Source organism: Synechococcus sp. R6-7, from assembly GCF_047461695.1.
Taxonomy (GTDB): Bacteria; Cyanobacteriota; Cyanobacteriia; order Thermostichales; family Thermostichaceae; genus Thermostichus.
Genome location: NZ_JANSHS010000094.1, coordinates 1 through 16,176 on the forward strand (window position 1 = coordinate 1; position 16,176 = coordinate 16,176).

Genomic DNA, 16,176 nt, shown 5'->3' on the forward strand with positions numbered 1-16,176 from the left:
CAATGCAGATTGCCGGAACAGGGCAGTTCTGCCCAAGCAGGCAGGAAAACCCCACATGCGCCATTGCGGTCTCGGTGCAACCGCGATCCCCTGCAGCAAAACTCATTCCAAAGCCCAGACTTCCGGCAGAAGCCGCCCTCTACGAGCAAAGTGTACGGGCAAAGTGAGGGTAGAGCGTATATCATTACCCCTTCGGCTGGGCAATGTCGAACTCGGCGTCGTAGTCGAAGTCCTCCTCTTCGTCAGCCCAGTCTTCTTCCAGCCTATCGTCCCCCGCCAGCTCCTCTTCCTCCAGGCGGCGCTTTTCTTCGTATTCCTCATCCTCTAGGCCCAAAGCAGCCCGCTCTGCCCGCCGCTGGAAGCGCTCCAGTGCCGCCGGAGTGATGAAGGGATAGGGCAGCCCTTGGGCTTGGGCCTCCTCCAGCGCTGCGCGGTAGCTCTCCACTTCCTTGATGTCGATTTTCCAACCGGTGAGGCGGGCTGCTAGGCGCACATTTTGCCCCTCTTTGCCGATGGCCAAACTGAGCTGGTCGCTGTTGACCAACACATGGGCCTGCTGGATTTCCGGATCCACCAGCCGCACCTCCACCACCTTGGCCGGGCTGAGGGCATTGGCAATGTAAGTGGCAGGATCCGGCGACCAGCGGATGACATCGATTTTCTCGTTGCGCAGCTCTGCTACCACCGCCTGAATCCGGGATCCCCTCGCGCCAATACAGGCCCCCACTGGATCCACGTCCCGCTCCACCGTATCGACCGCAATCTTGGTACGTGGCCCCACATTTCGGGAAGGGGGGTTGGCCTCCCGCGCCACTGCCACAATCCGCACGATATCCTCTTCAATTTCTGGCACCTCGTTGGCAAACAGGTTCACCACCAAGCCAGCATCGGCCCGGGAAACCAAAAGCTGTGGCCCCCGCCGGGATCCCTCATAGACTTTCTTGAGATAGACCTTCATCACCGCGTTGGGAGTGTAGCGATCGCTGGCCAGCTGTTCCTTCTTGGGCAGTTCTGCTTCCACCTCAGGTTGTCCAAAACCGCTGGATACCGACATGATCACCGTCTGCCGCTCGGTGCGCAGCACCCGTGCCTGCAGTACGGTTTTTTCCAGATCGCGGAACTCTTCCTGAATCAGACGGCGCTGCTGATCCCGTAACTTTTGCGCCAGCACCTGCTTGGTTTGGATGGCCGCCATGCGGCCAAATTCCGCCTGTTGTGGGGTGACATCATCTGTGACTTCCCAGCCTACTTCGGCTTCTGGGTAATCCTGCTGCACGTCGTACAGAGAGATCTCGTGATCCGGATCCTGTACCTGCTCAACGATGGCTTTGGTGGCCAAAACGCGAAAGCCTCCTGCCTCCACATCCAACTCCACATCGAAATTGCGGAAGTGGTCTTCTGCGAAGACCACATCTCGCTGGATGGTTTTGCGGTAGCGTTCGTAGCCCTTGAGCAGCGCCTCTCGCAGGGCATCGGTGACCACATGGCGGGGCAAGTTGCGCTCCCGCGAGATCATCTCCACCATTTCCGCCAAACCCGGCAGAGGCACCATCGCCATAACCACTGTCCTCCTGCACAAACTTCGTGAAACTTGCTGTTGCTATTGCTCCCCAGCGGGAACTGAACCCGCATCTCTGATGCGAAGGGAGGGCCGCACCACCTGCGGTCAAACGCTCTCTCTATCTCCGGTCTCCTAGTCAGTTTCCGATGAGAGGGCAACCCGCTGCACCGAAGCGCGGGGCAACTGAACTCGCCGCCCCTTGAGGGATAAGGCAACCCTCTCCTCATCCCGACCCAGCAGGTGTCCTGACCAAACGGCTTTGCCCTTGTAGGGTGGATCCAAGGTCACCTCCACCGCGAATCCCTTGAAAACCACAAAGTCGCGATCGCTGGTGAGAAGGTTGCTGATGCCAGGGCTGGACACCTCCAACACATACTGGCCTGGGATCAGATCCACCCGATCCAGCTCGACTTCCAAGGCTTGGCTCATGGCTTCGCAATCGGCATGGCTGGTTTCTCGGTCGGGATCCAGTGGACGAATATCCACCCGCAGAACTGGCGGATGCTGGTTGGTGTGGAAAACCATCTGCACCAACTGGTATCCCAGTTGAGCGGCCACGGGACGGGCCAAGCTCTCCAACTGCGGAATAAGAGGGTGAACCATAACCAACTTGTCACCAACCCGGTGCTGCAGCCAGATCCAAACCCCTTGGAGCCGGAGCTGGCAAAGGGGACAGTAAGCCCCCTCAAAAAGCAAAGAAGTGGGCTTTACCCACTCCCCGTTGTCATCGTGGAGATTGCTCAGGGCTTGCCCAGAGTCGATGCAGACTCTTGGTGCATTCCCCTCGTTACTACTTTAGAAGATCTCCCCCGGTTTTGTCATGGGGATCCCCAAAAGCCAACATCTATAATGTGGACAACTGCGGATTTGCCCAGATATCCAGCCGCGTTTTGTGGGGTTTCCTATGACTGTTGCCTTTTCCTACCCGATCTTCGGCCCCAGCATTCAGTGCCCCCACTGTCGGCAAACGATTGCGGCCCTCACCCTGACCGATACCTACCTCTGCCCTCGCCATGGTGCATTTGAGGCGGATGCTGAACAAGAGGAGCTGGTACACCTGCAATCCGGACGGCGCTGGCGCTTTTGGGAAGGTCGCTGGTTTCGTCAGCACACCCACGCCGATGGGATCCGTTTTGAGATTCATGAAGAATTGGATCGGCTGCGCATGCAAGGAATGCGAGCCACTCAGGTGATCGTGGCCGAGCGCTACCGCCAGCTGCTCACCCCTTATCTGGAGCAGGGATCCCACCGTCGTCCTGGCCCACCTCGCCTCTATGGCTTGCCCGTCAGCTTCAGCTCCCAAATCCCAGAGGATAGGGGTGGATCCCCTCAGCGCTGGCGGGTGATCAACTTTGAGCTGACCTACGAGATCGACCCGGCCATGCGGCAGCCGCAATCCCGTCTGCAACTGTGTGATTAGAAAGGCGAACAGGTAGAGAGCCATTGAAGAATCGGTGGCTGCTCAAGCCCCCTGGGATCCGCAGCTTCCTTCCGGGTCAGGGAGTGCTATGCCTTGATAGGTGTAGCCGATAAACTTGGGCTGGTCGGCCATATAAAACCGCTCCAGTTGCTCAAACCGAAACCCCGCTCCCTGGATCAACCGAGCCATATCTCGGTTTAGGTTGCAGCCATCTGCGATTACCTTTTGTATAGGGTTAAGACAATTTTGCCATCTTTGCACCTGGGGATCCTCACTGAGGCCGTGTTCGAGAAAAAACAGCTTGCCCCCCGCTCGCAACACCCGCCGGATTTCCCCTAAAGCCTTGGCCACATTGGGAATGCTGCACAATGTCCAGGTGCTAACCACGCTATCAAAACTCTGGCTTGGAAAAGGCAGTTCCTGGGCATCCGCCACCTGCCAATCAACGGCGATGGGAGAAGAGGCAATGCGCCGACGAGCCAGGGATCCCATGCCGGGATTGGGATCTACCCCTGTGATCTTGCGAATGTGCTCTGGGTAGCAGGATAGGTTGAGGCCGGTGCCAAAACCAATCTCCAGAACGGATCCCTGCACATGGGCCAGAAGCTGCCGCCGATAGCGCTCCATCCCTTCCCCCGAGAGAGCTAAATCCAACAGCCGCGGGAAGATTATTCGGCGATAGAGGTTCATTCGACCATCCCAAATGAATGTTCAGACCTGAGCAGCTTAAACCGTCTGGACAGGTTGCGGTTGAGCAGTCACCTTCAGGGAGTGAAGGGCATAGCAGGCCAGCAACCAATTGAGCAGGCGGGCCACCACACGAGCGGTTTGCCGTGTTGCGGATCCCACCGCCACCCCTCCCAGCGAAAGGCCAACCACAGGACGAGCAGCAAAGATGGCCTCACAGGTCTGCAACAGTTGCAACCAACTCACCCCCCCTGGCTCTGGGTGATGCACGGCGGGCGCTAAGGAAGGATCCAGCACACTGCAGTCCACCACCAAAAACACCGGTTGATCCGGCAAAGAGGCCACCACCTGCTGGGGATCCCAGCCATCTTGGGCCCAGAATATTGGGCTGTGGTGGGCTTTCAGCCATGCGTAGGCCCGCGCACTGCCGCTGCGCAATCCCACATGGATCACCGGCAGCTTGTGCTGATAGAGCAACTCCACCCAGGCAGCACTGCCATAGCTTGTATCTTGATCCGGCTGGGTCATCTCTGGGGGCGGCATCAGGTTGGCATGAGCGCTGCAATGCACCACACTCAGAGTTGGGTAGTGCTTCCAGAGGGCACGAATGGCCCCCCAACTGGCGGCCAAGACCGAAGGCAACAGCACCGGCCATTGTTGTCGTCTCCAAGCTTGAGTCACCGCCGCCTCACACATGCCGTAGGGAGGCTCATCCACCAGCCCCGGCAACTGCGCCACCGCCAGCTTATCCACATCGATCCCCAACCTCGGCTCGAAGGCACACAGCTCCGAACCGGCATTGAGAATGGCCATCGGAGCCTGAGTATCGTGGCCAAAGGCGGTGGGAATGAGAATGACCCTAGCGTTGGATTGCGAGCTGGGATGGAGGGACCACTGGGCCATGGGCGCTGTTCCTTTTCCAGAAAGCTGTGGGTCTCCGGCTTGTTCTATGGTGGCCTACAGGGCGCCCAGGGATCCGTCCGAGAGCAAGCCGGTCTGCTACGAAAGATTACAGTTCCCAGGCGGAACTGGGGCCAAAAATCGAGTCAGTGGTAGATTCAAAGTGCTTCGCGCCGCAAACCGCGGTTTGGACAAGGCAAACCACCGCAAACCACAACGAGTTGAGAAAGGTAGACTATGGCTGTGATGGAAGGCGATCCTCGTCAGGGAGCAAAGCTGCCTCTATTTGGGGGATCCACCGGGGGGCTGTTGAGCGCAGCCGAAACCGAAGAAAAATACGTCATCACCTGGACGGGCAAGCCGGGGCAGGTGTTTGAAATGCCCACCGGCGGCGCTGCCGAAATGGTGGAAGGCAAAAACTTTCTCACCTTTGCCCGCAAAGAGCAGTGTTTGGCGCTGGGTGCCCAGTTGAGATCCGACTACAAGATCAACGACTACCAGATCTTCCGCATTCCCGCGGGGGGGGAGCCTGTGTTGGTGCATCCCAAAGACGGCGTCTTTCCCGAGAAGGTCAACGAAGGCCGTGAGCCCGTCGGCAAAGTGGATCGCAACATCGGCAAAAACAAAGAGCCGATTACCTACAAGTTCACCGGCGGGAAACCCTGGGATTGAACTCCCCACAGCTTCGCTCCCTACTGGGTTTCAGGATCCCCTAGCAAGGTCGGGGGATCTTTTGCTTGCCTGTTTTCGACAAAAAAGCTCCAGCCCACCTTGAGCTGAAGCTACGCCCGGAAGCGCTGGGGATCTCCTATATGTAGCCAGGGATCCCAGGGGCCAACCTACTTGGCAATCGCCGCGAAGAACTCCTTGGATTTCACTGGGTCGGGGTGCATGGTTTTCTGGCCGGGCTGCCAGTTGGCCGGGCAAACTTCATCGGGGTGAGATTGCACGTATTGGATGGCTTGCAGGGTGCGCAAGGTTTCATCCACACTACGGCCAAAGGCCAGGTTGTTAATGGTGGCGTGCTGGATGATCCCTTCTTTGTCGATGATGAACAGGCCGCGCAGCGCCACACCCGCTTCCGGATCCAGGACATTGTAGGCAGCGCTGATCTCCTTTTTCAGGTCAGAGACCAGAGGATACCTCAGCTCACCCACCCCTCCAGCCTTGCGGTCGGTTTGAATCCAGGCCAGGTGAGAGTATTCGCTATCCACTGAAACACCCAGGATCTCGGTATCCAGCTTGGCAAAGTCGTCATAGCGGTCGCTGAAGGCCGTGATCTCCGTTGGGCAGACAAAGGTGAAGTCCAAGGGGTAGAAAAACAACACCACATACTTCTTACCCCTGTAGTCGGAGAGCTTCACCGTCTTGAATTCCATGTCATAGACGGCGGTGGCGGAAAAATCGGGAGCGGGCTGCCCCACTCGCAGGCATCCTTCCTGAGACATAAATCAACGCTCCTTGCGGTAAAGTGCAAATGTAAACCAAACCTAACATACCATACTCATAATGACTCTGCCTTAAATAGATAGCGACGGATCCCAACTGCTGGGATCCGGATAATGCCCATTTTTCCATGCTGATCGGCTCAGCTCTGCAAGGGATCCCATGAGAGTGGCGCTGGAGTTCCTCTATCACTTTTGTTGTGACCGCTGTCGGCGGTGGTGGAGCCAGGCCGATGTGGAGCCCCAACCTGGGGATCGCCTGTATTGCCCCTATTGCGGCCATCAAAATTGCGTGGAGCGCATCGATACCTTTCGCGACGCTGCGCGGGGCAGTTGCCTGACCCGTCCCCCCGATGCCCCTTCTCCAGAGCCGCGTCCGCCCTCTGAAAAACTCGGGGATCGGCCTCAGGAGAGGCGATCCCCAATCTAGTTATCCTGGGCAAACCCAGTCCTCTTGCCCCTATGGGGCAGCCAGCCGCTAGAGCCTGTCAACCATTCAACGCATCCGCCAGAGTTCCCCGTTGCGAAGATGACCACAGGTAGAGGTCAACCTCAGGCGAGGAAGAATCCACCAGATAGCGACAGAGGCGGCGCTCTTCCAGGATGGCGGTGGAGCAGCAGCAACTGTAGACTTCCAGATAGTCGTCCGGCTCCGCCTCAAAAATCGCCTGCTGGCCGGGAAAGAGGGTGCGCTCCCAGTGGCCGGGGATCGTGCGGATCACCTGAACCTGTCCGGAACGGTTGACAAAAGCGTATCTTTTCATTGCGTTTTTTTAATGGTGTTAAGAAAAACTTATTGCCCTTAAAATAGGCTACCATCCCTGATCCCCAAGCGGCAATAGTAAGCCGCCAAGACGGGGATCGCTCTTCCTGACTGGCTTTGGGAGATTTGTTCTCTCAGCTTATTGGGGTTGAGAGAATGGGATCCCGAGGAGAAGCCTGCCCTGGTAAACTGAGGGGAAGAGTCTGAAGATATCCTTAAGTTGGCCTTCACCATTCCGAGATCAGCAAGGGGGCACATCGTGGACAACAAGTTGGGGCTAGAGATCATCGAAGTCGTGGAGCAGGCTGCCATTGCCGCCGCCCGCTGGATGGGCAAAGGGGACAACAAGACCGCCGACCAGGTGGCTGTAGAGGCCATGCGGGAGAAACTCAACCAGATCCCTATGCGCGGTCGCATCGTCATCGGGGAAGGAACCCGCGATGAGGCCCCCATGCTCTACATCGGCGAAGAAGTGGGCATCTGTACCCGCCCGGATGCTGAGCAGTTCTGCCGTGTGGAAGAGCTGGTGGAGATCGACATCGCTGTGGATCCCTGTGAGGGCACCAACCTGGTGGCCAAAGGCCAAAACGGCTCCATGGCCGTGCTGGCCATCTCTGAGAAAGGTGGCCTTCTCCATGCCCCGGACATCTACATGCAGAAGCTGGCAGCTCCGCCCCAGGCTAAGGGCAAGGTGCACATCGACTATCCGCCAGAGAAAAATCTCAAGATCATCGCCGAAAGCCTGGATCGGGAGATCTCCGATCTGACGGTGGTGGTCATGGATCGCAAGCGCCACCTCGATCTGATTCGCCAAATTCGAGAGGCGGGGGCGCGGGTGAAGCTGATCACCGATGGCGACATCTCGGCGGCTCTCTCGGCGGGCTTCAACGGCACCGGCATTCATGCTCTGATGGGGATCGGAGCTGCTCCTGAGGGGGTGATCTCGGCAGCCGCTCTGCGGTGCTTGGGCGCCCACTTCCAGGGTCGGCTGATCTACGATCCCGAGGTGGTTCAGGCAGGCACCTACTTGCCACCCGTGGAGGAAACGCGACGGGAACTCAAAGAAAAAGGCATCGAGGATCCCGACAAGGTGTGGGAGTGTGAAGAGCTGGCCAGTGGCAAGGAAGTGCTCTTTGCTGCCACCGGGATCACCGATGGCGACTTGATGCGCGGGGTGCGCTTCTTCGGGGGCGGGGCCCGCACCGAGACCTTGGTGATTTCCAGCCAATCCCGCACGGTGCGCTTTGTGGATACCATCCACATGAAAGATGGCCAGCAGCCCCGCGGCCTGCAACTGCGCTGAGGGATCCCCTACCCAACATCCTCGGAGATCGGGGCGGCTTTCCCCTGCTGGAGGTCGCCCTTGCCTTTTTGGGAAAGTTACGAAGTCTATCAAGACCCAACCCGCAAAAACGTAATAACTCTTCAGCAAAATCCGGCAAAACCGGTTCGATACTGGTCTTAGGGTTTAGGTAGGCTGAGAAAAGTTACCTAAGCTTGCTGGAACCGACTCAAGGGATCCCCTCGTATCGGTCACAGCTCTTGCTTTCTCTCTGAAACAATATTTGCTTTTGTTCAGAGTTTTTGTTTTTAATAACTTTTGCTGTTGCTGTACAGACGACGGAGAGGCATGTTTATCGCGGTTGTCGGTCTTAGCCATCGCACAGCTCCCGTAGAGATTCGGGAGCGCCTCAGCATCGCGGAGGCGGAGGTGGGAGAGACGATCCAGCAGCTTCGCGCCCACCCCCACATTGAGGAGGCTGCGATCCTCAGCACCTGTAACCGGCTGGAGGTCTACATCGTCACCTCAGAAATGGAGAGTGGTGTCCGGCAGACGATGCAGTTCTTGGCTGAGCTGAAAGGGATCCCCTTGCCCCAACTGCGTCCGCACCTGTTTACCCTTCTTTACCAGGATGCGGTAACCCACCTGATGCGGGTGGCTGCCGGGCTAGATAGCTTGGTGCTGGGAGAAGGGCAGATCCTCTCGCAGGTGAAAAAAGCCCAGCAACTGGGCCAAGCCTGCAACGGCATGGATCGCATCCTCAATCGCCTTTTTAAGGCAGCCATTACCGCCGGCAAGCGCGTCCGTACCGAAACGGAGATCGGCACCGGCGCCATGTCCATCAGCTCGGCAGCGGTGGAGTTGGCTCTGCAAGAGCAGGGATCCCTCTCTCAGGGCAAAGTTACCGTGGTGGGGGCGGGGAGAATGGCCCGTCTGTTGGTGCAGCACCTGTTGGCCAAAGGGGCAGTCGATATCACGGTGGTCAACCGCTCCCTGGAGCGGGCCGAAGCCCTGGCCAAGCAATTCGAGCAGCCGATCCAGGTGCTGCCTTGGGAGTCGCTGCTGAGCAGCGTGGCCGAGTCCAACTTGGTCTTCACCAGCACCGGTGCCACCCAGCCGATCCTCACCTACCAGCAACTGGCAGGGGTGCTGCAGCCAGATCAGCCGCTGTTGTTGGTGGATATCTCTGTGCCCCGCAACATCGATCCCGACGTGGAAAAGCTGAAGGGGGTACAGGTGTTCAATGTGGATCACCTCTCCCGCATCGTGGAAGAAAACCGCGCCCAACGGCAAAAGCTGGCTCTGGCTGCCGAAGCCCTGGTGGAAGAAGAGGTGGATCAATTCATGGAGTGGTGGCGTTCTCTGGAGACGGTGCCCACCATTTCCAGCCTGCGCCACAAGGTGGAGTCCATCCGCGAGCAGGAGATGGAAAAAGCTCTCTCCCGCCTGGGCAAGGACTTTGCCGAGAAGCACCTGGAGGTGATCGACGCCCTGACCCGCGGCATCGTCAACAAGATCCTGCACGACCCGATGGTGCAACTGCGGGCCAAACGGGATATTGAGGCGCGGCGGGCAGCCATGCGGATCTTGCAGGAACTGTTCAACCTGGATCCGGTGGTGTTTCAAGCCCAGCAGGAGCGCTAGGGCTCCCTTGGCGAAGAGCGCATGACTTGAAGAATTGTAACAGCTCTCCCATCTGGGGTGGAGGGCACCCCTTAGGATACAAAGCGTAAGCCACAGGATCTGGGATTATGTTCGGACAATACGAAGTTTTTGTGCAGTTGGCCCTGCTGGCCTTGATCGTCTTGGCAGGCCCGGCGGTCATCCTGCTGCTCTATCTGCGCGGCGCCGATATGTAGGGGATCCCTCTGGATATTGAGGCAGTCGGGATAACCCTTTGGGAGTGCTGGGGCTAAGCCCAAAGCCAGGAGTGTTTAGCAACGTAACGCTCCTTTGCGTTAGAGTTGTAAAGAAATCCCTAGGGCACTCCTGCTTGTAGGGCGACATCCTGCTGGTCAATGGTTAATATGTCACTCCCCATCCGCAACGTTGCCATCATCGCCCACGTCGACCACGGCAAAACTACCCTTGTGGATGCCCTGTTACGCCAGGCGGGCATCTTTCGGGAGGGGGAAGACATTCCCACCTGTGTGATGGACTCCAACACGCTGGAGCGGGAGCGGGGCATTACCATCTTGGCCAAAAACACAGCCGTCCGCTACGGCGAAACCTTGATCAACATCGTCGACACCCCTGGCCACGCCGATTTCGGGGGCGAGGTAGAGCGGGTCCTGGGGATGGTGGAGGGCTGCTTGTTGATCGTGGATGCCAACGAAGGCCCGATGCCGCAAACCCGCTTTGTGCTGCGCAAAGCCTTGGAGAAGGGCCTGCGCCCAATTGTGGTGGTCAACAAGATTGATCGGCCTCGCGCCGAGCCCTACAAAGCCGTCGACAAGGTGCTGGATTTGTTCTTGGAGCTGGGGGCAGACGAAGACCAGTGCGACTTCCCCTATCTATTTGCCTCTGGGTTGCGCGGCTTTGCCCTGGAAGAAGCCCATCTCAAAGACTTTCTGGAAGGGAAGTACAGCGGATCCCTGGATATGAAGCCTCTTTTCGAGGCCATTCTCAAGCATGTCCCACCTCCCATTGGGGATCCCGGCAAGCCCCTGCAGCTGCAGGTCACCACGCTGGAGTATTCGGAATACCTGGGCCGGATTGTGATCGGCAAGATCCACAACGGCACCATCCGCCTGGGGGATCCATTGGCAGTGGTGAAAGAGGATGGATCCATCGCCAAGGGCAAAGTAACCAAGCTGTTCGGCTTTCAGGGGCTGCAGCGCATCGAGCTGACGGAAGCCACCGCCGGCCACATTGTTGCTGTGGCGGGGTTTGCCGAGGCCAACATCGGCCATACCCTCACCTCTCCCGAGAATCCCCAGGCTTTGCCGCTCATCAAAGTGGACGAGCCCACATTGCAGGTGATGATCTGCGTCAACGACTCCCCCTTCGCCGGGCAAGAGGGTACTTTTGTAACTTCGCGGCAACTGCGGGAGCGCCTGATGCGGGAGCTGGAAACCAACGTGGCGCTGCGGGTGGAAGAAACCGATTCGCCGGATCGCTTTTTGGTGTCGGGGCGGGGCGAGCTGCACCTGGGCATCTTGCTGGAAACCATGCGGCGGGAAGGCTATGAGTTTCAGGTGGGGCAACCGAAGGTAATTTTCCGCGAGGTCAACGGCCAGCCCTATGAGCCCTATGAGTGTTTGGTGCTGGATGTGCCGGAAGCGACGGTGGGGGCCTGCATCGAGCGGCTGGGGCAACGGCGGGGAGAAATGCAGAACATGATGGTGGGATCCGATGGTCGGGCTCAGCTGGAGTTTGTCATTCCGGCGCGAGGGCTGATCGGCTTTCGGGGGGAGTTTATCCGCATCACCCGCGGCGAGGGGATCATGAGCCACAGCTTTTTGGAATACCGTCCCCTGACCTCTGAGATGGAAATGCGCCGCAACGGGGTGCTGATCGCTTTTGAAGAAGGGGTGGCCACTACCTATGCCCTCAAGAATGCGGAAGATCGAGGTGTATTCTTTATTACGCCAGGTACCCGCGTTTACAAGGGCATGATCGTGGGCGAGCACAACCGTCCCCAAGACTTGGAGCTGAACGTCTGCAAGACCAAGCAACTGACCAACCACCGGGCTGCGGGCGGGGAGGAGCTGGTGCACTTGCAAGCGCCGGTGGAGATGACCCTGGAGCGGGCTTTGGAATACATCGGCGAGGATGAGCTGGTGGAGATCACGCCCCAGTCGGTGCGCCTGCGCAAGGCACAGTTAACGCCCTCTCGCCGCTAGTTTTCTCAGCCAACTGGAAGAGAACCCGGCTCACCACCGCCGCAGGTAAGAGGCCAAGTTGGGGAAATAGAACGCCCCCCAAATCCCCAGCAGGATGACTCCCAAGCCGAACACAACCAGCCAAAGGCGCGGTCGGCTGTGCAGCTTATTGGATCCCACCTGGACGTAGGCCAGATCCACCCAAGCAGTATTGCCGCGGCGGAACCAGCCCACCACTTTGACGCGCCGGCCCACCAGGGCGCGGATCTGCTTCAGGCCGGAAAAGACATTGCCCACCGGGCCCAGAGGGGAGGTGAAGCGCACCGGGATCAGCCCTGTGGCCTCTTGCAGCTTCAGCTCTGCCCCCAGTTGATAGCCGGAGCGGCCCAGTCCCACCAATTCCCCCTCCAGCTCCACCCATTGTCCGCGGCGGGGATCCGCGTCGGGATCCGCCAGCAAGCTGAGCACATCCGTCGGCCTTGCCGGCAGGGATCCCCCGTACATCAACCCCGCTTTGGCCCACAAGCCCACCCCGTAGCCCACCACCGCTGCTGCCGCGATCACCTTGGGATCGAGACGGTTTTGCAGCAGCAGGTAGAGGATCAGCCCTACCAGCCAGCCAATGAGGATCCCGACCACTTCGGCTGCGTAGATGGCCAGATCCAGCCAAAACCGGCTTTGCAGGCGGGCCACATCCAATTTGGACCCGGATCCCAGGCTCAGCTCCGGCAGGAGGCGCAGCCGCTCTCCATATCCCGCCAAGACCTTGAAGCGGTGCCCCGGCAGCGGATGGCTGGAATTGACCTGCATCCAGCGGGCCCAAGGGTTGATTTGATCCCAAAGAAAGACTTGGCCAGCTTGGGAGGGATCCTGGAGGCGGGCGGCAGCACTGGCAGCGGCGATGGTTTTGAAGTCCAAAAAGCTGAACAGGCGGGTGCAGTGCAACAGCGAGGAAGGTCGGCGGTCGTTTTTGTGGGCCTCTTGTAAGCCGGCAGCCGATTTGAGCAGAGCAGCGATCAGCCCGTTCGGGTTGCCGGTTGCCTGTACGGCAAAATGGTCGGCATGGTAGGTGCCCAGGCGGGAGAGGAAAAACAGCGGGTAGGAGAGCACCGTGTAGATGAGGTAGAGCAGCGGGGCCACATGCCCGATGAGATCCCGCCGTTTGCTTCCCAGTTGGCTCACCTGCTCTAGGGCCAGGTAAACCAGTTGAATCGGGGATCCCAGCAGGGTCATGACCAGGATATCTCCATTAACAATTCGCCCCAGGGCCTGGGCGTAGACGGCGGCAATCTCATCCTCAGAAAGCTGCTGCAACAGGGCTTGGGTGACCACAATGCGGCAGCCATCAGAAAAAGTGCCGTAAACAAAGGCCAGCGGCCCAGCATCTGGGATCACCCCCAGTCGGGGCTGTTTTAGCTGGTTTTGGGCACAGATGCGCTGCAGCAGGCGCGCCGTTTCGGGGCTGTGGCGTTCGATTTCGCCAAGCCTGGCCCAACGCAACTTGTGCAGCCGTTGGTGGAGCTGATCCATCAGCCAGGGGGCAAAAAAGAGAAGGCCTACTCCAAAGTTGACCGCCAGGCTGCCGGCCACCAACCACCGCAGGCCATTGCGCAGCCAGGGCAGCAACCCCTGCAAAAACCAAAGCTGCCGCGGAAAACTCAGCCGGCCAAAATCCAGATGGCTGCCTACCAACACAAAGCTCAGCCACCAAAGGAAGACAATGCCCACCCCCAGGGATCCCCACTTGGCCCAATGCAGGGGGCCGGCCCGCTCCGGCAGGGGGATCTTCATACCCAGTTGGGCGGCCCGTTGACGGGTGGACAGGGATCCCGCTCCAGGAGACGGCTCCTCTGGGGGAGCAGAACGCGGTTCGACAGGTTTGGCGGACGGAGCAGCCAGGGACTCTGTTGCAGTGGGCAGGCGAAGCAAGATCTTCTTGGCCCAGCCTTGCGCCTGGGGGTTGGGGTGTTGCAGCAGCTCTAGGCAGAGGGACCGTGCCTTCTCCGTCTGGCCCAACTGGTGGTAGGCCCGCACCAGGTTCATTTGGGCTTCCAGGGCTTCGCCGTCAGATGAGTCTGCCGGGATCCCTAATGCTTTGTCCTGCTGACGGGATTGGGCCAGGTAGCCTTCAAAAAGTTGGATGGCCTCTTGCAGGCGGCCCTGCCGCAGGGCTTCCTTGCCCGCCTGGACGGCATCGGGGATCATCGGCTTGCTCCTTGCCTAGTAGGGTCTGCTTCTGGAGATCGGTTGGATCCATCTGCTCCCCTAGCTTACTCAGGGATCCAACCCCGAGAGACTGGATCCCCCCTAAAGGGGGTAGCAGAGCAAGCGCCGCCGCAAGCGATCCAGAGCCGTCTGGGCGCTCCACCAACGCACCCCCTCTCTGCCGCGCAGGCTGCCAAACCGGTACTCGTGTACTTCCACCTTCCCTTGCGGATCCGCCAAACCCAGATACACAAGACCGACTGGCTTGGTGGCGGTGCCTCCCTCTGGCCCGGCAATGCCGGTGATGCTCAAGGCCCAGTTGGAGCCCAGGACTTGCTTGGCCCCCAGCGCCATTTGGGCGGCCACCGCCTCGCTCACGGCCCCGTGCTGTCGCAGGGTTTCCGGATTCACCTGTAAAAGCTGCTCCTTGATGCGGTTGTCGTAGGCCACGATCCCCCCCACAAAATAGCGGGAGCTGCCCGGGATCCCGGTCACCAACTGCCCCAGCAGCCCGCCGGTGCAGGATTCTGCCACCGCCAGAGTTTGACCCCGTTGCAGCAACAGCTCCCCCACCACACCGGCCAAGGTGGCGTCATCGCTGCCGAAGTAGTCTTCTCCAGAAATCTGTAAAATCTGCTCCACCACCGGGGCGATCAAGGCTTGGGCCGCTTCACGACTGGGAGCACGTCCGGTAACCCGCAGGCGTACCTCCCCCTGGCTGGCGTAGGGAGCCACCGTAGGGTTTTCCCCCGCCAACAGGGATCCCAGCCGTTCGGCCAGCGTCGATTCGGGAATGCCCCAATAGCGCAGTACCCGGCTGTAGAACACCTCTTTTCCCCAGCCGATGGAGCGCAGATAAGGCACGGCGGTCTCCCGCCACATGTGTTGCATCTCCCGCGGCACCCCAGGGAAGGTGAGAATGTGCAGGTCGGGCCGGGGCTGCCAGATGAGGCCACAGGCGCTGCCAAGCGGGTTGGGCAACACCCTCGCTCCCCGGGGCAGAAAAGCCTGCTTGCGATTGCTCGGCGAGGGCACAAGGCCCCGCTGCCCGTACTTTTGCAGGATCTCTTCCCACACTTGGGGGTGCTCCACCATCTCCGCCCCAAAAAAGGAAGCCAGCGCCTCATGGGTGAGATCGTCCGGCGTCGGCCCCAAACCCCCGGTGATCAGAATCAAGCTGGAACGACCACAGGCCACCTCCAGCGCGTGGTGAATGCGGGCCTCGTTATCCCCCACCACCGTTTGGTAATAGTGGGGGATCCCCAGTTGCGCCAACTCGGCTGCCAAGTACTGGGCATTGGTATTGGTGATCTCTCCCAAAAGCAATTCTGTGCCGATGCAGAGGATCTCAGCCCCTTGGGGAATAGCAGTTTGCGGTGGGATCATGCTTGGCCTCGAGCTCAGCTCAGCCGCAAGAGAAGTATACAAGCAGGGAGGTCTCGGCCTCCCTGCGCGCCCCCAGATTTTGGGCTTGCAGTTGGCCATTCCAAATGGCGGTGAGACAACCGGCAAGTTTCCATCTCCGGCGCCGGCAAAAAGATTGGGGGACGAGATGTATCCGACAGCACAACAGCGACAGACGCTGCAGCAGTGGTTGGGAACAGCTCGGTTTGTTTATAACCGCACCCTAATTTTCTGAAGTCTTTAGAAGGCGAGCGTCCACCTGGATGCAAGTAGCTACTCACCACATCTTGCCTTCTCTACCAGATTGGGCGAAGGCAGTCCCGTACCAAACCAGAAAGTGGCAGTCATTGTTTGCGTTGGCCCATTCAAGACTTGCGGGATGAGCGCCAAGGCGGCCAGGTTCTGGGTGGACAACTTTGACATTTATTCTTTGACATTTTCTTTGACATTATTTGACATTGTTTATTGTTTATTGTCTTGGTTTATTGTCTTGCTGCTCAAGTTTCAGACCTCCAAGATAGCGGTCAGAAAGCAGCGCCAGCTACATGCCAAGACGGTGCGCTTGCTACTGGTGGGCGCGTAGTGCGTTCCAGGAACGGCCAGAGGCTGTGGCTGAGCAGTACGGGAAACAAGCATTGACATCCTCCCCGGCCTAAAGGCCGGAGATTCCTACCACGCTGCGCAT

Annotated in this window: 17 protein-coding genes; 9 read left to right on the plus strand and 8 right to left on the minus strand. The window is 59.0% G+C overall.

Features of this window, described 5'->3' with window-relative positions; genetic code table 11:
- Window positions 1-184: 184 nt before the first annotated feature.
- Together nusA and rimP are read right to left on the minus strand one after the other, a co-directional pair.
- Window positions 185-1,558 (minus strand): transcription termination factor NusA, encoded by a 1,374-nt coding sequence (gene nusA / locus NW815_RS03275; RefSeq protein ID WP_414387771.1) that lies wholly within the window; start codon window positions 1,556-1,558, stop codon window positions 185-187.
- A gap of 135 nt (window positions 1,559-1,693) precedes the next feature.
- Window positions 1,694-2,164, minus strand: coding sequence for a ribosome maturation factor RimP (gene rimP, locus NW815_RS03280; RefSeq protein ID WP_414381586.1), 471 nt, complete (start codon window positions 2,162-2,164; stop codon window positions 1,694-1,696).
- Between the two features lie 301 nt (window positions 2,165-2,465).
- Between rimP and NW815_RS03285 the strand changes: the two genes are divergently transcribed.
- Window positions 2,466-2,981, plus strand: coding sequence for a TIGR02652 family protein (locus NW815_RS03285; RefSeq protein ID WP_011433824.1), 516 nt, complete (start codon window positions 2,466-2,468; stop codon window positions 2,979-2,981).
- Between the two features lie 42 nt (window positions 2,982-3,023).
- Here the strand turns inward: NW815_RS03285 and NW815_RS03290 are convergent, their stop codons facing one another.
- Window positions 3,024-3,671 (minus strand): class I SAM-dependent methyltransferase, encoded by a 648-nt coding sequence (locus NW815_RS03290; RefSeq protein ID WP_414350546.1) that lies wholly within the window; start codon window positions 3,669-3,671, stop codon window positions 3,024-3,026.
- Between the two features lie 36 nt (window positions 3,672-3,707).
- On the minus strand, window positions 3,708-4,571 hold the full coding sequence (locus NW815_RS03295; RefSeq protein ID WP_414387769.1) for an arginase family protein: 864 nt from the start codon (window positions 4,569-4,571) through the stop codon (window positions 3,708-3,710).
- 234 nt (window positions 4,572-4,805) lie between these two features.
- Here NW815_RS03295 and NW815_RS03300 point away from each other — a divergent pair, with 234 nt between their 5' ends.
- Window positions 4,806-5,240 (plus strand): photosystem I reaction center subunit II PsaD, encoded by a 435-nt coding sequence (locus NW815_RS03300; RefSeq protein ID WP_369791755.1) that lies wholly within the window; start codon window positions 4,806-4,808, stop codon window positions 5,238-5,240.
- 167 nt (window positions 5,241-5,407) lie between these two features.
- Here NW815_RS03300 and NW815_RS03305 read toward each other — a convergent pair whose 3' ends face one another.
- A complete protein-coding gene (locus NW815_RS03305) occupies window positions 5,408-6,016 on the minus strand; it encodes a peroxiredoxin (RefSeq protein WP_011433828.1) in 609 nt (202 codons plus the stop codon).
- Window positions 6,017-6,176: 160 nt separating this feature from the next.
- Between NW815_RS03305 and NW815_RS03310 the strand changes: the two genes are divergently transcribed.
- Window positions 6,177-6,443, plus strand: coding sequence for a hypothetical protein (locus NW815_RS03310; protein ID WP_414387768.1), 267 nt, complete (start codon window positions 6,177-6,179; stop codon window positions 6,441-6,443).
- 58 nt (window positions 6,444-6,501) lie between these two features.
- Here the strand turns inward: NW815_RS03310 and NW815_RS03315 are convergent, their stop codons facing one another.
- Complete coding sequence (locus NW815_RS03315; RefSeq protein ID WP_011433830.1) at window positions 6,502-6,777, minus strand: DUF1830 domain-containing protein; 276 nt, start codon at window positions 6,775-6,777, stop codon at window positions 6,502-6,504.
- Window positions 6,778-7,035: 258 nt separating this feature from the next.
- On the opposite strand from NW815_RS03315, the gene glpX reads away from it, so the two are divergent.
- From glpX to typA, 4 genes are all read left to right on the plus strand, one after another.
- Window positions 7,036-8,079: a class II fructose-bisphosphatase gene (gene glpX / locus NW815_RS03320; protein ID WP_011433831.1), complete on the plus strand. Its 1,044-nt coding sequence runs from the start codon at window positions 7,036-7,038 to the stop codon at window positions 8,077-8,079.
- A gap of 327 nt (window positions 8,080-8,406) precedes the next feature.
- Window positions 8,407-9,702 carry a glutamyl-tRNA reductase gene (locus tag NW815_RS03325; protein ID WP_414342169.1) on the plus strand — a complete coding sequence of 432 codons (1,296 nt, stop codon included), beginning with the start codon at window positions 8,407-8,409 and terminating at the stop codon, window positions 9,700-9,702.
- Window positions 9,703-9,809: 107 nt separating this feature from the next.
- Complete coding sequence (gene psb30 / locus NW815_RS03330) at window positions 9,810-9,917, plus strand: photosystem II reaction center protein Ycf12/Psb30 (protein WP_011433833.1); 108 nt, start codon at window positions 9,810-9,812, stop codon at window positions 9,915-9,917.
- 168 nt (window positions 9,918-10,085) lie between these two features.
- On the plus strand, window positions 10,086-11,903 hold the full coding sequence (gene typA, locus NW815_RS03335) for a translational GTPase TypA (protein WP_414387766.1): 1,818 nt from the start codon (window positions 10,086-10,088) through the stop codon (window positions 11,901-11,903).
- Window positions 11,904-11,933: 30 nt separating this feature from the next.
- On the opposite strand, the gene NW815_RS03340 is transcribed toward typA, so the two are convergent.
- Together NW815_RS03340 and NW815_RS03345 are read right to left on the minus strand one after the other, a co-directional pair.
- Window positions 11,934-14,087, minus strand: coding sequence for a M48 family metalloprotease (locus NW815_RS03340; protein WP_414415703.1), 2,154 nt, complete (start codon window positions 14,085-14,087; stop codon window positions 11,934-11,936).
- Between the two features lie 102 nt (window positions 14,088-14,189).
- Complete coding sequence (locus tag NW815_RS03345; protein WP_414415704.1) at window positions 14,190-15,473, minus strand: competence/damage-inducible protein A; 1,284 nt, start codon at window positions 15,471-15,473, stop codon at window positions 14,190-14,192.
- 166 nt (window positions 15,474-15,639) lie between these two features.
- Here NW815_RS03345 and NW815_RS03350 point away from each other — a divergent pair, with 166 nt between their 5' ends.
- Both NW815_RS03350 and NW815_RS03355 read left to right on the plus strand, forming a co-directional pair.
- Complete coding sequence (locus tag NW815_RS03350) at window positions 15,640-15,726, plus strand: helix-turn-helix domain-containing protein (RefSeq protein WP_414415706.1); 87 nt, start codon at window positions 15,640-15,642, stop codon at window positions 15,724-15,726.
- A 102-nt stretch (window positions 15,727-15,828) separates the two neighbouring features.
- On the plus strand, window positions 15,829-16,074 hold the full coding sequence (locus tag NW815_RS03355; protein WP_414415705.1) for a hypothetical protein: 246 nt from the start codon (window positions 15,829-15,831) through the stop codon (window positions 16,072-16,074).
- The last annotated feature ends 102 nt before the right edge of the window (window positions 16,075-16,176 follow it).

Bases quoted from the DNA above. Each gene is read 5' to 3' on its own strand.
- NW815_RS03350 (WP_414415706.1), top strand. From the start codon at position 15,640: ATGTATCCGACAGCACAACAGCGACAGACGCTGCAGCAGTGGTTGGGA.
- NW815_RS03325 (WP_414342169.1), top strand. From the start codon at position 8,407: ATGTTTATCGCGGTTGTCGGTCTTAGCCATCGCACAGCTCCCGTAGAG.
- NW815_RS03305 (WP_011433828.1), bottom strand. From the start codon at position 6,016: ATGTCTCAGGAAGGATGCCTGCGAGTGGGGCAGCCCGCTCCCGATTTT.
- NW815_RS03295 (WP_414387769.1), bottom strand. From the start codon at position 4,571: ATGGCCCAGTGGTCCCTCCATCCCAGCTCGCAATCCAACGCTAGGGTC.
- typA (WP_414387766.1), top strand. From the start codon at position 10,086: ATGTCACTCCCCATCCGCAACGTTGCCATCATCGCCCACGTCGACCAC.
- NW815_RS03290 (WP_414350546.1), bottom strand. From the start codon at position 3,671: ATGAACCTCTATCGCCGAATAATCTTCCCGCGGCTGTTGGATTTAGCT.
- NW815_RS03345 (WP_414415704.1), bottom strand. From the start codon at position 15,473: ATGATCCCACCGCAAACTGCTATTCCCCAAGGGGCTGAGATCCTCTGC.
- rimP (WP_414381586.1), bottom strand. From the start codon at position 2,164: ATGGTTCACCCTCTTATTCCGCAGTTGGAGAGCTTGGCCCGTCCCGTG.
- NW815_RS03315 (WP_011433830.1), bottom strand. From the start codon at position 6,777: ATGAAAAGATACGCTTTTGTCAACCGTTCCGGACAGGTTCAGGTGATC.
- NW815_RS03340 (WP_414415703.1), bottom strand. From the start codon at position 14,087: ATGATCCCCGATGCCGTCCAGGCGGGCAAGGAAGCCCTGCGGCAGGGC.
- nusA (WP_414387771.1), bottom strand. From the start codon at position 1,558: ATGGCGATGGTGCCTCTGCCGGGTTTGGCGGAAATGGTGGAGATGATC.
- NW815_RS03285 (WP_011433824.1), top strand. From the start codon at position 2,466: ATGACTGTTGCCTTTTCCTACCCGATCTTCGGCCCCAGCATTCAGTGC.
- psb30 (WP_011433833.1), top strand. From the start codon at position 9,810: ATGTTCGGACAATACGAAGTTTTTGTGCAGTTGGCCCTGCTGGCCTTG.
- NW815_RS03300 (WP_369791755.1), top strand. From the start codon at position 4,806: ATGGCTGTGATGGAAGGCGATCCTCGTCAGGGAGCAAAGCTGCCTCTA.
- NW815_RS03310 (WP_414387768.1), top strand. From the start codon at position 6,177: ATGAGAGTGGCGCTGGAGTTCCTCTATCACTTTTGTTGTGACCGCTGT.